Below are 13,632 nucleotides of genomic sequence, written 5' to 3' on the forward strand. Positions count from 1 at the left end.
TGCCTCGAAGCGGATCAGCCTGTCGGACCGCCTGCTCCGGCGCCTGCCCCTGGCCTCGGCCGGCCTCGTGGGTGTCCTCGGCACGGTCATGCTGATCCAGGGCCTGGTGGACCTCGCGGCACCGGTGACGCCCCTCTCCTAAACCAAGGCGCCTTATCGGATCGTCGTCCGCGTCCACGCGGGTGGATCGCTCGCCGGGAAGGACTCCTCATCCGCCTCCTGGACAATATCTGGGGAATCTCCCAGGGCGGTGACCAGTTCGCTGTGCCCGAAGCCCTTGGAATAGTCGAGAACGGAGATGACGGTGGGCGTCACGCGGAAGATGCGCACCTCCTCCGGACCCGGCATCGGTCCCGGGAGCGCCGCCTGCTCCGGATACTTGCGCACAAGCATCTGCATCACCTTGCGCATCTCGGCCACGTCGGTCACCGCCTGCGCATGTCCTGCCATGGACAGGCCGGTGATCGCCATGATGTCCGGCGTATCGTGGTCGATCGTCAGGGACACCCGGTCATCCTGCGCCAGGTTTGTCGCCTTCTGGCTGTTCGGGCCACACAGGAAGTAGAGAGCGAGGCCCTCGTTGGCGTATCCGACGGTCGTCGCCTGCGGCCACCCGTCGGGCCTGAGAGTGGCGACCGTCATGATCCGATGCTGATCCAACAGCGTCAGGATCTTCTGCCTCATATCCTCGTCCATCCGCCGCCTCCATTCCGTCTGTCGCAGGCGTTTGCATGTGTCTGAATGAGCCGGACGGCATATTGCGCGATGCGCCCTATGGCGTGATCGCCACTTTCAGAACCCCGTCCCGCTGGTGGGCGAACAGGTCATATGCCTCCTCGATCTGGTCTAGCTTGAACCGGTGCGTCACGAGCGGGCGCGTATCGACCCGCCCCGAGGCAACCGCTCCGATGAGACGCCGCATGCGCTCCTTCCCACCCGGGCATAGCGTCGTGCGGATGGTGTGGTCGCCCAGCCCTGCGAGGAACCCGTCGAGCGGGATTCTGAGATCGCTGGAATAGACGCCCAGAGACGACAGCGTTCCGCCGGGACGGAGCACGCGCAAAGCGGCTTCGAAGGTCTCCTGGCGCCCGAGAGCCTCGATCGAGACATCGACCCCTCGCCCATCGGTGAGACGCCTGATCTCCTCGACGGGATCGGCCTTCGTGAAGTCGATCACGTGATCGGCGCCCATCCGGCGCGCCACCTCCATGCGCGCGGGCACGCTTTCGACGGCGAAGATCGTCGTCGCCCCCATCAGCCGGGCGCCCGCGGTGGCGCACAGCCCGATCGGGCCTTGAGCGAACACGGCCACCACATCGCCGATGCGGATACGGCCGCTCTCGGCGCCCGAGAAGCCGGTGGACAGGATGTCCGGGCACATGAGCACCTGCTCGTCGGTCAGCCCGTCCGGCACGGGGGCCAGGTTCGCCATGGCATCGGGAACCCGCACGTACTCGGCCTGACATCCGTCGATGGTGTTGCCGAACTTCCAGCCGCCCATCGGCTTCCAGCCGTGCTTCGTGCCCGCCCCGTCCTGCGAATGGCAGCCGCACAGGCAGGCCTCGCTGTGTCCGCTCGGGGTGATCGCGCCGGCGATGACGCGCTGACCCTCGCGGTAGCCCTGCACGGCCGATCCCAGCTTCTCGATCACGCCGACCGGCTCGTGGCCGATGGTGAGGCCCCGGGCGACCGGGTACTCACCCTTGAGAATGTGCACGTCAGTGCCGCAGATCGTCGTGGTGGTGATCCGGACAAGGGCGTCGAGCGGCCCCACATCGGGAATCGGCTTCTCGTCGAGAACGATGCGTCCGGGCTCGACGAACATGGCGACCTTCATCTTGGGCATGACACAATCTCCCCATGCCGTCCGTTCCGCCTATTCTGGGGCGTGCCGACACACCGGCTCCGTGCGCCCTATCCAGAAATGGAGCGCCGGAACCTTCTGGGCACCGCCCTCAGCCCGATTTTGTGTCCTGAGACTGATCCGCTCCGGCCGTTGGCCTTTTTTCCGTCCCTCCGCCGGCTGCGACCTGACCGGCCGCACCCCGTCCTTGAACCTGGATTCGCCGGGAGCGCTCCTGCCGCTCGGTCTTCGGGACCGTGACGGTGAGGACGCCATTCTCGAAGCTTGCTTGCACCTGCTCCGGCTTGACTGGATAGGGCAGACGCAACGAGCGCTGAAACGTGCCGTAGGAGCGCTCGATGAAGTGGAAATTTTCCTTGTCGTCCTTGCGCTCGAACTTTTTCTCGCCCCGGATGGTGAGCACGTCGTCGTCGAGGCTCACGTCGATATCCTGTTCGTTGACGCCCGGCAGTTCGGCGGTGACACGGATTTCCTTGTCGGTTTCCGACACGTTCATTGTGGCATTGACGAAGTTGCCGACATCGCCCTGCCCACCGGTCGGGGCGGGAAGGCCGGTGCCGCGGAAGACGTCGTCGAAGAGGCGATTCATCTCGCGATGCAGCGACAGAAAGGGATCGGCTGGGAGCATTCCGCCGCCAGGACGGAACGGGGTCATCGGATTGCGGGCCATTGTGCGTTCCTCCATCTTCAGCCGGAGATCCGCCGGGATATCGTCCCGCCCGGAAGGGCAATGCAACGCGGACCGGCTGATCGCGAACCCGGCGCTTCCGCACGGTGCTCCACTCGCGTGAAGAGCGCATCGTCGCGAACGGAGAACCGGGTCAGCTTTTTCCGCGTGATGCGCCAGCGAGCGAAAGCGCTGGGTCTTCGGAATGAATCATAATCCTGCGCCGAACCGCGCGGAATGGAGATTAGGTCTACGTGCGACGATCACCCGCAACCCTTCGGGAGAGACGGGCCCGCCCCTTCTCCGCTCCGAAGCCCGTGGACGCGCGCAGCTCACGCTTGCGTGGTGGTCTCGTCGATGACCGACCAGTCGTGAGTGATCTTGGCGACCGCGCCGAGCATGATCGAGGCTGAGCAGTACTTCTCCTTGGAGAGCTGAATGGCCCGCTCGACCTTGGCGGGAGCCAGATTGCGGCCCTTGACCCGGTAATCGATATGGATCGCCGTGAAGACCTTAGGATCGGTCTCGGCCCGCTCGCCGGTGATCTCGACCTCGCAATCGGTCACATCCTCCCGCCCCTTGCGAAGAATCTGCACCACGTCGAAGGCCGTGCATCCGCCCAGCCCGATCAGCAGCATCTCCATAGGCCGGATGCCGAGATTGCGGCCTCCATATTCGGGCGCCCCGTCCATCACGACCGCGTGCCCGCTGCCCGATTCACCGACGAACATCATTCCGTCGACCAGCTTGACCCGTGCCTTCATCGCTTCCGTCTCCCAGTTCGAAAGGCCTTTGATCATCTTTTGTCCTGATTCCCTACTGGAATCGGGCTATGAAGCGCAACGACAACAAGGACCTCCCGGACATGACGCCCTCTCCAGACATCGCACGGCTCCTGGAAATCATGGCGGCCCTGCGCACGCCCAGGACAGGCTGCCCCTGGGATCTCGAGCAGGACTTCGCCTCCATCGCGCCCTACACGCTCGAGGAAGCCTACGAGGTCGTGGACGCCATTGAGCGGGGAGATCTGGCGGATCTCCGGGACGAGCTGGGCGATCTGCTGCTTCAGGTCGTGTTTCATGCGAGGATGGCGGAGGAGCAGGGCGCTTTCGCCTTTCCCGACGTGGTCGAGGCCATCACCCGCAAGCTGATCCGCCGCCATCCCCATGTGTTCGGCGAAGCGAAGGATCTGGCGCCGGAGCAGGTCAAGGCGCTCTGGGACGAGATCAAGCGCGAGGAAAAGAGCGAGCGACGCCTCGCGCGGGAGGCGATGGGGCTCCGGCCCGAGCCCCACGACGCGGGCTTCCTAGGGGGCATTCCAACGGCCCTGCCCGCCTTGACCCGCGCCCAGAAGTTGACGGCGAAGGCGGCCAAGGTCGGGTTCGACTGGCCCGACGCGGGCCAAGTGATCGACAAGATTCACGAGGAGCTGGAGGAGGTTAAGGAAGCCTCCTCAAGCGGCAAGAGAGACCGCATCGAGGATGAGATCGGCGATCTTCTGTTCTCCGTGACCAATCTCGCCCGCCATTTCAGTATCGATCCGGAAACGGCCCTGAGGCGGACGAATGCCAAGTTCGAGCGCCGCTTCGGAGCCGTGGAGGATGCACTGAAACGGCAGGGGCGCCAGTTGAACGAAGCCTCTCTCGAAGAGATGGAAGATCTCTGGGTGCAGGCGAAGCGGTCCGAGCGCGGCGAATAGATCCATTTCGGCGAAATGGATTTGGTTCTCCGGCCCAACAATTCGGCAAGGCCAGGGGAAGAGCCGTTTCCACCCATCGGGAGGCGGCTCTAAAACATAGGACGTGAAATGGTCCTCACGTCCGATGCCTTAGATCACCCGGGCATTGGGAAAGCGGTTCAGGAACCGGGGCTCCTTGCCGGGAACGAGACGCACCTGGAGGAGGGTATGGCCGTTCTCCCGTGTGTCGCGCTTGAGGATCTCGGTGTTCTCATGGAGCCAGGCAAGCCCCTGCCCGTCCTCGGGAGCCACGTCGACCTCATAGGTATGCCGACCCATGGCGAGGTGCTGTTCGATCGTCTCCAGAAGCTCGGGCACGCCTTCTCCGGTGAGCGCCGAAATCAGGATGGGCCGCCGTTCGATCCCCGTGCGATGGGACGCCGTTGCGAGGCGCTCGCGATCCTCAGCCGAAAGAAGATCCGCCTTGTTCCAGACTTCGATGATCCTCCGGGTGTCGTCCGGATCGATCCCGAGTTCCCGCAGGACGACGGCGACGTCGCCCGCCTGAGCCTCTGTCTCCCCATGGGAGACGTCCCGCACGTGCAGGAGGACGTCGGCTTCGACCACGTCTTCGAGGGTTGCCCGGAAGGCTGCGACGAGCATCGTCGGCAGATCCGAGATGAAACCGACCGTGTCGGACAGGATCGCCTTCTCGCCGTGAGGAAGATCGATCGCGCGGGTCGTTGGATCGAGGGTCGCGAACAGCATGTTCTCGGCCAGAACCTCGGCCTGCGTCATGCGATTGAACAGGGTCGATTTGCCGGCATTGGTGTAGCCCACGAGGGCCACGATGGGGTAAGGCACCCTCCTCCGGCTCGTCCTGTGCAGCGAGCGCGTCTTGACCACGCCTTCGAGGTCGCGCTCGATCCGGTTCATCCGCTCCTGGATGAGCCGCCGGTCCGCTTCGATCTGGGTTTCGCCCGGCCCACCGAGAAAGCCGAAGCCGCCGCGCTGCCGCTCCAGGTGGGTCCAGGACCGGACCAGCCGGCCCTTCTGATAGGACAGATGCGCCAGCTCGACCTGAAGGGTTCCCTCTTTCGTACGGGCCCGGCGGCCGAAGATCTCGAGGATCAGGCCCGTTCTGTCGATGACCTTCGCACCCCAGGCCTTTTCCAGATTTCGCTGCTGCACGGGGCTGAGGGCGCAATCCATGACCACGAGGCCGATGTCCTCGGCCCGGATCAGGGCCGCCAGCTCGTCCACCTTGCCGCTTCCGATATAGGTCGCGGGCCGGGGAGAAGAGAGCGGTGCGATCAGCGACTGGACGACGGGAAGGTCGATGGCCAAAGCAAGGCCCGACGCCTCGTCCAAGCGCGCTTCAGGGGGCCGAGGGTTGGTCTCCTCGGCATCTCCATCGGCCGAAAGCGAGCGACGCCTTCTTGTCAGATACGGCCCGACGACGAGCGTTCGGGTGCCGGCCGCCACCTCCTTTTCAGGCTCGGCCAGCTCTGCCAGACGGTGTTCCCCCGGAGTGCGCGGTTCAGTCACCTCAAGCCTTTTCGCCAGCCTCGTCGACCTGATCGAACAATTGGACAGGCTGTCCAGGCATGATGGTGGAAATGGCGTGTTTGTAAACCAGTTGGGAGTGGCCGTCCCTGCGCAGAAGAACGCAGAAATTGTCGAACCATGTGACGACTCCTTGAAGCTTCACGCCGTTCACAAGGAATATCGTCAGAGGAATCTTTTGCTTCCGGACGTAGTTGAGAAACGTGTCCTGCAGATTCTGCGCGCGATCGCCCGCCATTGAAGTTGCCTCGCCAACCCATCGCCGCCGGTCTTGGCTATTGGGCCGCCTGTATATGGTTGTCCGCTATCGTGCGGTCGTTGACCGGCCTGACTATTACAGGGCGAAGTTGACCGTTCGGCAAGAGGGTCTTTATTAATCTACCCCCTCCGGAGCATATTTTCCCGTGGATGAGAGCGGCAGGAGACCGATTGGCTCCTGCAGCGCCGCTCCTTACCGAAGCACTAAGGATCGCTCTAGCTGCCGATTCCCAACGATTTCAGCTTCCGGTGAAGAGCGGAACGCTCCATGCCAATGAATTCCGCCGTGCGAGAAATGTTTCCGCTGAAGCGGGCGATCTGCGCCAGCAGGTATTCCCGCTCGAAGATTTCGCGCGCCTCGCGCAAGGGAAGGCTCATGAGCTTCTCGCCCCCTGCCCCGCCCGGCGTGGTCGGCACAAGCGTTCCGATCTCGGACGGCAGCATGTCCGCCGTCACCTCGGCGTCCGGATCGCCGGAGCTCAGGATCATCAAGCGTTCGACGTTGTTGCGCAGTTGGCGGACGTTGCCGGGCCAGTCGTGGGATTGAAGGACAGCCATGGCGTCCTCCGCGATCCGGCGCCTGGGCAGGCCCGTGGTGGTGGAGATCTGATCCATGAAGAACTCGATCAGCTCCGGCACGTCCTCGCGCCGCTCGGCCAGGGACGGTACGCGGATCGGGATCACGCCCAGCCTGTGGAACAGGTCCTCACGGAAACTCCCGGCGGCGATCTCCGCAGGCAGATCGCGGCTCGATGAGGAGATGATGCGGACATCCACATGCACGCGCGTCGTGCCGCCCACGCGCTGGAAATTCTGGTCCACGAGCACGCGCAGGATCCGATTTTGCGTTTCCCGCGGCATGTCGGCGATCTCGTCGATATAGAGCGTGCCGCCGTGAGCCTCCTCGAGGGCGCCGACCCGGCGGCCGCCGCCTTCCGCACCCTCGTTGCCGAAAAGTTCGGTCTCCATGGTCTCAGGCGTGATGTTCGCCGCCGTCAGGACCACGAACGGGCCGTTGGCGCGCGTGGACATGCCGTGAATCGTCCGCGCCGTCAGCTCCTTGCCCGATCCCGGCGCTCCCGTGATCAGGATGCGCGCGTTAGTGGGGGCAGCCCGCTCGACAGCCTGCCGCAGCTGGTTGATGACGATGGATCTACCCGCGATGCGGTTGGCCTGGATGGAGCGGGAGCGCAGGTCCCGCACCTCACGCTTCAGGCGGGATGCTTCGAGAGCCCGCTCTGCGACGAGTACGAGACGATCCGCCTTGAAGGGCTTTTCGATGAAATCGTAGGCTCCGGCCTTGATAGCCGAAACCGCAGTTTCGATGTTGCCGTGTCCGGAAATCATCACCACGGGCAGATCCGGATGCTGCGCCTTGACGATGTCCAGAACCTGCAGGCCGTCGAGGCGGCTTCCCTGCAGCCAGATGTCGAGGAACACGAGGTGCGGGCGGCGCGCCTCGATGGCGGCGAGCGCCTCGTCCGACGTTCCGGCCGTGCGTGTCCGGTGGCCCTCGTCCTCGAGAATGCCGGCCACCAATTCGCGAATGTCGATTTCGTCGTCGACGACGAGGATATCAGCGCTCATAGACTTGCTCTGCGAGTTTCGTTGCGCTCGGAGGCGGCAGCCACCTCTTCATCGGCAACTTGCTTCGACTTCGGGATCCACATGCGAACCTGTCCACCCCGCCCCGCGGGATTGTCGACAAGGTCCATGCCACCCCCATGATCTTCCAGAATCTTCGCCACGATCGGCAGGCCCAATCCGGTGCCGCCTTCGCGGGTCGTCATATAGGGCTCAAGCAATCGCTGTCGGCCCTCCACCGGAAATCCTTTGCCGGTGTCGGTCACGGCCAGAATCAGAAAATCAGGGTGAGTATCGTCCAGCGTCACCGCGATCTGCGGCTCGCCGCGCTCCTCTTCGGGAACGGCTTCGATCGCTTCGGTGGCGTTCTTGACGATGTTCGTGACCGCCTGAGAGATCAGCCGCCGGTCGAAGGGTGCGATCACCTGTCCCTCGGGAATCTGGTCGACGAAGGCGATCTCGGGATGCGCGATCCGCATCATGAACACCACCTGTCGGATCGTTTCGGCGAGATCCTCCCGCCCGATCTTCGGTTTCGGCATGCGGGCGAAGGACGAGAACTCGTCCACCATGCGCTTGATGTCGTCGACCTGCCGCACGATGGTGTCCGTGCACTGGTCGAAGACCTCCCGGTCGGTGGTGATGACCTTGCCGTATTTCCGGCGGATCCGCTCGGCCGAGAGCTGGATTGGCGTCAGCGGATTCTTGATTTCGTGCGCGATGCGCCGCGCCACGTCCGCCCAGGCGGAGGTGCGCTGCGCCACAACGAGATCCGTGATGTCGTCGAGCGTGATGACGAGCTCGCGCTTGTCGTTCCGGGCCTGCTCGCTCGTGACGCGCACGTTGATGGTCCGTTCTTTTCCTTTGCGCGAAATCTGGATCTGGTCCTGCATCAGGCGCTGGCGTCCTTGGCTCATTTCCAGGACGAGCTGAGCGACCTCCGGCAGGACGTCCGTAATCTGACGGCCGATCAGGCTCTCGCGCGGTGTCTGCAGCAGAGCCTCGGTGGAAGGATTGACGATCGTGATCGCCCCGCGCGAGTTGATGCCGATCACCCCGGCGGATACGCCCGCCAAAACCGCTTCCGTAAAACGCCGCCGGCTGTCGATGAGCTCGCTCGCCGCCGTGAGGCCGTCGTGCTGCCGACGCAGCTCGGAAGTCATCTTGTTGAAGGTCTCGCCCAGGTGTCCCAGGTCGCCTTCGCTGCGCTTGACCGGAACCTGCACGTAGAAGTTTCCGGTCGCCACCTGGTCCGTCGCATGGATCAGGCGACGGATCGGCGCAACGAGCCGGTTGGCGAAATTCAGCCCGAACCAGATCGCCGAGAGAAGCACTGTCAGGGCAATGAGGGTGAACATGGAGGCGAAGGCGAACTGAATGCCCGCCTTCTTCTGGTCGAAGGCCTCGTAATACGCCACGCCGGCCTCGGCGATCGGCGGGAATTCGATGGCTCTCTGGTCGACCTCGCGGGCGATGTAGAGAATGCGCCCGCCATGCGCCTCGAGCCTGAGAACCGACACGACGATGTTCCCGGTGCGCGGGAACAGGCACCACGGCTCCTGGCCGCTGGCGTCTCTCAGATCCGCCGCCTTCGGCTCGGGAATGCCTTCGAGCTTTTTCGACTCGATCTTTTCCACGACGGTGCCGTCCGGCTCCAGGATCATGGCCAACGGGAAGCCGAGCGCCACCGAGCGATAGGTCATGTATTCGCGAAAGAGCCTCCGGTCTGCGTCGTACATGACCTTCGCGCGATTGAGATCGACCGCCATCAGGTTGGTCTCGCGAGCCAGCATCCGGCACTGCGTTTCCCGGTACGCCCGCGCGATTTCGACCGTGTTGTACATGAGCTCCCGGATCTTGCCCGTGAACCAGGGATCGAGACCGCGCTCCAGGGTGACCGTTGCGACGCCGGCCACGAGGATCGCTGGCAGAACGGCCACCAGGCTGAACAAACCGACGATCCTGACGTGCAGGCCCGCCGCCGCGGCCCCTGCCCGGTGATCGCGCACGAGCCTCTTGGCTTGCCAGGCGACGACGCCCAGCAGCAGCGCGATGAGCAGCCCGTTGATGAGGAACATCCCGACGACCACGTTGTTCGTCGGCAGGATCGGGGTTGCGCCGGACAGTACCAGGAACGTCGTCAGGGCAGATCCCAGGGCCGCGAGCACGGCACCGTAGCCCAGCCAGCCAAGGCTGCCCTGGGCCGGTTCCGCCACATGGCGCGGTTCTTGAATGCTCTGATCGGTCAAGACGTGATGCCCCGCGAAACCGGGCACCTTCGATGCGGCACCCGTTGAAGGGTGATGCACCAACACAACACTGTGGTCAAATTATTACAGAGACCCGCTCAAGAGCGATTGCTCCGCACCACCATCAGTTCCAGATCGCGCACCTTCTTGCGCAAGGTGTTGCGGTTCACGCCCAGGAGTTCGGCGGCGCGGATCTGGTTCCCCCGGGTTGCCGCAAGGGCAGCGCCGATGAGGGGCCCTTCGATTTCCCGCAGGATGCGGTGATAGAGGCCCGGGGGCGGCAGGCTATCGCGGAAACCGGAGAAATACTCCGCCAGGTGACGCTCCACCGCCTCCGAGAGCCCCTCCGTCCCCGATTGCGCCTGCGCGGCAGGCCTGCCGGCCGGCTGCGGCATCGGCAGAGGCTGGGAATCGAGCTCCGCGTCGACGATCGCGCCGGTGATCGTGTCCTGCGGATAGAGCGCGGCCAGGCGACGCACGAGGTTTTCCAGCTCGCGGACGTTTCCGGGCCACCGGTAGCGCTTGAGGCGATCCATCGCCTCCGCGTCGAGCTGCTTGCGTGAGAGCCCCTCCTTCTCCACGAGCGAGAAGAAGTGCCGGGCCAGGTCCGGGATATCCTCCACCCTCTCGCGCAGGGGCGGCAGGCGCAAGGGGACGACGTTGAGGCGGAAATAAAGATCCTCCCGGAATAATCCCTGCTGGATGAGCACCCGCAGGTCCTTGTTCGTCGCCGCGACGATGCGGACATTCGTCTTGATCGGCACCCGCCCGCCGACCGTGGTGTATTCCCCTTGCTGGAGGACGCGCAGGAGCCGCGTCTGCGCCTCCATGGGCATGTCCCCGATCTCGTCCAGGAAAAGGGTTCCACCCTCCGCCTGCTCGAAGCGACCGGTGTTGCGCGCGGTGGCCCCCGTGAAGGCCCCCTTCTCGTGGCCGAAGAGCTCGGATTCGATGAGCTCGCGCGGAATCGCCGCCATGTTCACGGCGACGAACGGACCCTGACGGCGCTTGCCGTAATCGTGCAGGGCCTTCGCGACGAGTTCCTTGCCGGTTCCGGACTCGCCCGTGATCATCACGGTCAGGTCGGTTGGCATCAGGCGGGCCAGTGCGCGGTAGATCTCCTGCATGGCGTGGGAGCGCCCGACCAGGGGAATATCCTCGTTCTCGACGGGATTGGCGTGCGGGACAGGGGTCCGGGGGCGCGACAGGGCACGCCCCACCACCGCGACCAGTTCCTTGAGATCGAACGGCTTCGGCAGATACTCGTACGCGCCGCGCTCGGAAGCCTTGATCGCCGTCATGAAGGTGTTCTGCGCGCTCATGACGATGATGGGAAGGTCCGGCCGCAGCTTCTTGATCCGCGGAAGCAGGTCGAAGGCGTTCTCATCCGGCATCATCACGTCCGTGATGATGATGTCGCCTTCCCCCTGAGCCACCCAGCGCCAGAGCGTTGCGGCATTGCTGGTGGAGCGGACCTCGTATCCGGCCCTGGACAGGGCCTGGTTCAGCACGGTCCTGATCGCGGCATCGTCGTCGGCAAGAAGAATTTGTCCGCTTGGCATGTCTCGAGCCTCACATATCGATATCGCCGCCAGAGGTCGCGCGGTGCATGGGAAGGAGAATTCGGAAGGTCGTGCGCCGGGGCGCGGGCTCGCACTCGATGATGCCGCCATGATCACCGACGATCTTCGCCACGAGCGCAAGCCCGAGGCCGCTGCCCTGCACCTTGGTGGTGACGAAGGGATCGAAGAGATCGCCCATCAGCTCAGGAGGAATTCCCGGGCCGTTGTCGCTGACGCTCAGCTCGATCGGCAGGCTGACGCGTTCCTGCGATCCCGGCACCTGCAGCCTGACGCCGGTCCGAAAGGCGGTCGACAGGATGATTTCCCCGTCCATCGCGTCGATTCCCACTGCTTCCGCGGCATTCTTCACGAGGTTCAGGATGACCTGGACGAGTTGATCCCTGTTGCCCAACACCGGCGGCAGGGAGGGATCGTAATTCTCGACGAAGCGGATGTGACGCGCGAAGCCGGATTGGGCGAGGCGCTTCACATGGTCGAGGACGCCGTGAATGTTCACGGGGCCGCGTTCGACCGGCCGTTCCTCGCCGAAGAGCTCCATGCGTTCGACGAGCTTCACGATCCTGTCCGTCTCGTCGCAGATCAGACGCGTGAGGAGCCGGTCGTTTTCGTCCGCCGATTGCTCGAGAAGCTGCGCCGCCCCGCGAATCCCCGAAAGCGGGTTCTTGATCTCATGCGCGAGCAGAGCGCCGAGCGCCGTGATCGATCTGGCGGCCCCGCGATGGGTGAGCTGCCGGTTCATCTTGTCGGCGATCGTGCGCTCCTGGAGCATCACGACCACATGGTTGCTGTCGTCGCCCAGCGGCGTTGCGAACACATCCACGATCCGCTCCGGCCCGAGGCGCGGGCTGCCGATGTCAACGCGATGCTCGCTGACGCTCGAACCCCGCTGCCGGACATCCTCTACGAGACTCAGAACCGGAGAGCCGAACGGCAGGAAATCGGTGAGCTTCTGCCGCTGCAACATGCGCAGGCTCACCTCGAAGAATGCCTCGGCCGCCGCATTCGCGTGGACGATGCCGTGTTCCTGGCCGACGGTCAGCACCGGCAACGGCAGCGCGTTCATGATGAGGTCGTTCATCGCCGCCGTCATGCCGCCTCCCGATCTTCGCGAGCGTAGAGGGAGCGCAACAGCGACATCACCACGGCCGGATCGTCCGACGTGACGAGGCCGGTCCGGACATTCTGCGGAACGTGGAAACCGGCCTCCATCGCCGCTTCGGCATAGGCCGCGAGATGTTTGCGCGCGTGACGGATGCCCACTTTGGCTCCGTAAAGGGACAGCAACCCGTCGTAATGCTCCAGGGCGAGGCCGGTCTTCTCGTCCGGACTCGGCTCCGTCCACGCCCTGCCCCGCAAAGCGGCTCCGATCCGCCCGACGATCCATGGACGCCCGACGGCCGAGCGCCCGATCATGACCGCATGGGCCCGTGAGACGGCGAGACACGTGCGGGCATCGTCCAGCGTGCCGATATCCCCGTTGGCGATCACGGGAAGGCTCACGGACTCCAGGACGGGCGCGATGGCGGCCCAATCGGCCTGCCCCTTGTAGAACTGCTGCCGCGTCCGGCCATGGACCGTCACGGCCTTCACCCCGAGAGCCTCCGCTCGCCGGGCGAGTTCCGCGGCGTTCAGGGTGTCGTGGTCCCAGCCGAGCCGCATCTTCACCGTCACCGGGACGGATACGGCCCGGACCGTCGCCTCGATCAAGCGGCAGGCATGGTCCAGGTCGCGCATCAGGGCGGAACCCGCATAGCCGCCGATCACGCGCTTCGCCGGGCAACCCATGTTGATATCGATGATCCGAGCCCCCGCCGCCTCGGCCACCTGTGCGCCTTCCGCCATCCAGCGGGGATCGCATCCGGCCAATTGGACCACGTGGGGCTCGATCCCGGCGCCCTCGGCCCGGAGCTGCGCCTCTTCCGAGCCCCGGACGAGCTCGTCCGACGCGACCATCTCGGACACGACAAGCCCTGCCCCCAGGCGCTTTGCGATGCGCCGGAACACCACATCCGTCACGCCGGACAAAGGCGCAAGGATCGCGGGAACGTCGATCGCGATCGATCCCACCCGCAAGTCTTCGCCTATTTTTTGATCAGCTTCCATTGTGCCTATTTACTAGCCAATACCGTGTGGAGCGCAAGCCCCTGAGGGAGAGATTTGCCTTCTTCCCAACTCACGCTTAG

At 64.5% G+C, this 13,632-nt stretch carries 12 protein-coding genes; 1 reads left to right on the forward strand and 11 read right to left on the reverse strand.

Annotated elements, in window-relative coordinates; genetic code table 11:
- Window positions 1-153: 153 nt before the first annotated feature.
- The 4 genes from ACS5Q0_RS21570 to ACS5Q0_RS21585 form a co-directional block, all read right to left on the reverse strand.
- Window positions 154-696 carry a pyridoxamine 5'-phosphate oxidase family protein gene (locus tag ACS5Q0_RS21570; protein WP_473128710.1) on the reverse strand — a complete coding sequence of 181 codons (543 nt, stop codon included), beginning with the start codon at window positions 694-696 and terminating at the stop codon, window positions 154-156.
- 76 nt (window positions 697-772) lie between these two features.
- The gene (locus ACS5Q0_RS21575; RefSeq protein ID WP_473128711.1) at window positions 773-1,846 is read right to left on the reverse strand and encodes an NAD(P)-dependent alcohol dehydrogenase; all 1,074 of its coding nucleotides are present in this window, start codon (window positions 1,844-1,846) and stop codon (window positions 773-775) included.
- 109 nt (window positions 1,847-1,955) lie between these two features.
- Window positions 1,956-2,534, reverse strand: a complete 579-nt coding sequence (locus ACS5Q0_RS21580) for an Hsp20/alpha crystallin family protein (protein WP_473128712.1) — start codon at window positions 2,532-2,534, stop codon at window positions 1,956-1,958.
- 329 nt (window positions 2,535-2,863) lie between these two features.
- Window positions 2,864-3,295 (reverse strand): OsmC family protein, encoded by a 432-nt coding sequence (locus tag ACS5Q0_RS21585; protein WP_473128752.1) that lies wholly within the window; start codon window positions 3,293-3,295, stop codon window positions 2,864-2,866.
- Window positions 3,296-3,396: 101 nt separating this feature from the next.
- Between ACS5Q0_RS21585 and mazG the strand changes: the two genes are divergently transcribed.
- Window positions 3,397-4,230 carry a nucleoside triphosphate pyrophosphohydrolase gene (mazG, locus tag ACS5Q0_RS21590; RefSeq protein WP_473128753.1) on the forward strand — a complete coding sequence of 278 codons (834 nt, stop codon included), beginning with the start codon at window positions 3,397-3,399 and terminating at the stop codon, window positions 4,228-4,230.
- A 129-nt stretch (window positions 4,231-4,359) separates the two neighbouring features.
- Here mazG and hflX read toward each other — a convergent pair whose 3' ends face one another.
- From hflX to dusB, 7 genes are all read right to left on the reverse strand, one after another.
- The gene (hflX, locus tag ACS5Q0_RS21595; protein ID WP_473128713.1) at window positions 4,360-5,757 is read right to left on the reverse strand and encodes a GTPase HflX; all 1,398 of its coding nucleotides are present in this window, start codon (window positions 5,755-5,757) and stop codon (window positions 4,360-4,362) included.
- Window position 5,758: 1 nt separating this feature from the next.
- Entirely contained in the window at window positions 5,759-6,013 is a 255-nt protein-coding gene (gene hfq / locus ACS5Q0_RS21600) for an RNA chaperone Hfq (protein ID WP_329785631.1), read from the reverse strand.
- Window positions 6,014-6,249: 236 nt separating this feature from the next.
- On the reverse strand, window positions 6,250-7,620 hold the full coding sequence (ntrX, locus tag ACS5Q0_RS21605; RefSeq protein ID WP_473128714.1) for a nitrogen assimilation response regulator NtrX: 1,371 nt from the start codon (window positions 7,618-7,620) through the stop codon (window positions 6,250-6,252).
- Window positions 7,617-9,866, reverse strand: a complete 2,250-nt coding sequence (locus ACS5Q0_RS21610; protein ID WP_473128715.1) for a sensor histidine kinase NtrY-like — start codon at window positions 9,864-9,866, stop codon at window positions 7,617-7,619. Before ACS5Q0_RS21610 ends, ntrX begins: the two co-directional genes overlap by 4 nt.
- A 98-nt stretch (window positions 9,867-9,964) precedes the next feature.
- On the reverse strand, window positions 9,965-11,428 hold the full coding sequence (gene ntrC / locus ACS5Q0_RS21615; RefSeq protein ID WP_473128716.1) for a nitrogen regulation protein NR(I): 1,464 nt from the start codon (window positions 11,426-11,428) through the stop codon (window positions 9,965-9,967).
- A gap of 10 nt (window positions 11,429-11,438) precedes the next feature.
- On the reverse strand, window positions 11,439-12,539 hold the full coding sequence (locus ACS5Q0_RS21620; protein ID WP_473128717.1) for a two-component system sensor histidine kinase NtrB: 1,101 nt from the start codon (window positions 12,537-12,539) through the stop codon (window positions 11,439-11,441).
- Window positions 12,536-13,552 (reverse strand): tRNA dihydrouridine synthase DusB, encoded by a 1,017-nt coding sequence (gene dusB, locus ACS5Q0_RS21625; RefSeq protein ID WP_473128718.1) that lies wholly within the window; start codon window positions 13,550-13,552, stop codon window positions 12,536-12,538. The genes ACS5Q0_RS21620 and dusB overlap by 4 nt, the downstream gene beginning before the upstream one ends.
- Between the last annotated feature and the right edge of the window lie 80 nt (window positions 13,553-13,632).

The organism is Microvirga sp. HS2 (genome assembly GCF_055792805.1).

Excerpts from the sequence above, each read along its gene's own strand:
- ntrC (WP_473128716.1), bottom strand. The coding sequence starts at position 11,428 with ATGCCAAGCGGACAAATTCTTCTTGCCGACGACGATGCCGCGATCAGG.
- ACS5Q0_RS21620 (WP_473128717.1), bottom strand. The coding sequence starts at position 12,539 with ATGACGGCGGCGATGAACGACCTCATCATGAACGCGCTGCCGTTGCCG.
- ACS5Q0_RS21575 (WP_473128711.1), bottom strand. The coding sequence starts at position 1,846 with ATGCCCAAGATGAAGGTCGCCATGTTCGTCGAGCCCGGACGCATCGTT.
- ACS5Q0_RS21585 (WP_473128752.1), bottom strand. The coding sequence starts at position 3,295 with ATGAAGGCACGGGTCAAGCTGGTCGACGGAATGATGTTCGTCGGTGAA.
- mazG (WP_473128753.1), top strand. The coding sequence starts at position 3,397 with ATGACGCCCTCTCCAGACATCGCACGGCTCCTGGAAATCATGGCGGCC.
- dusB (WP_473128718.1), bottom strand. The coding sequence starts at position 13,552 with ATGGAAGCTGATCAAAAAATAGGCGAAGACTTGCGGGTGGGATCGATC.
- ntrX (WP_473128714.1), bottom strand. The coding sequence starts at position 7,620 with ATGAGCGCTGATATCCTCGTCGTCGACGACGAAATCGACATTCGCGAA.
- ACS5Q0_RS21570 (WP_473128710.1), bottom strand. The coding sequence starts at position 696 with ATGGACGAGGATATGAGGCAGAAGATCCTGACGCTGTTGGATCAGCAT.
- ACS5Q0_RS21580 (WP_473128712.1), bottom strand. The coding sequence starts at position 2,534 with ATGGCCCGCAATCCGATGACCCCGTTCCGTCCTGGCGGCGGAATGCTC.
- hfq (WP_329785631.1), bottom strand. The coding sequence starts at position 6,013 with ATGGCGGGCGATCGCGCGCAGAATCTGCAGGACACGTTTCTCAACTAC.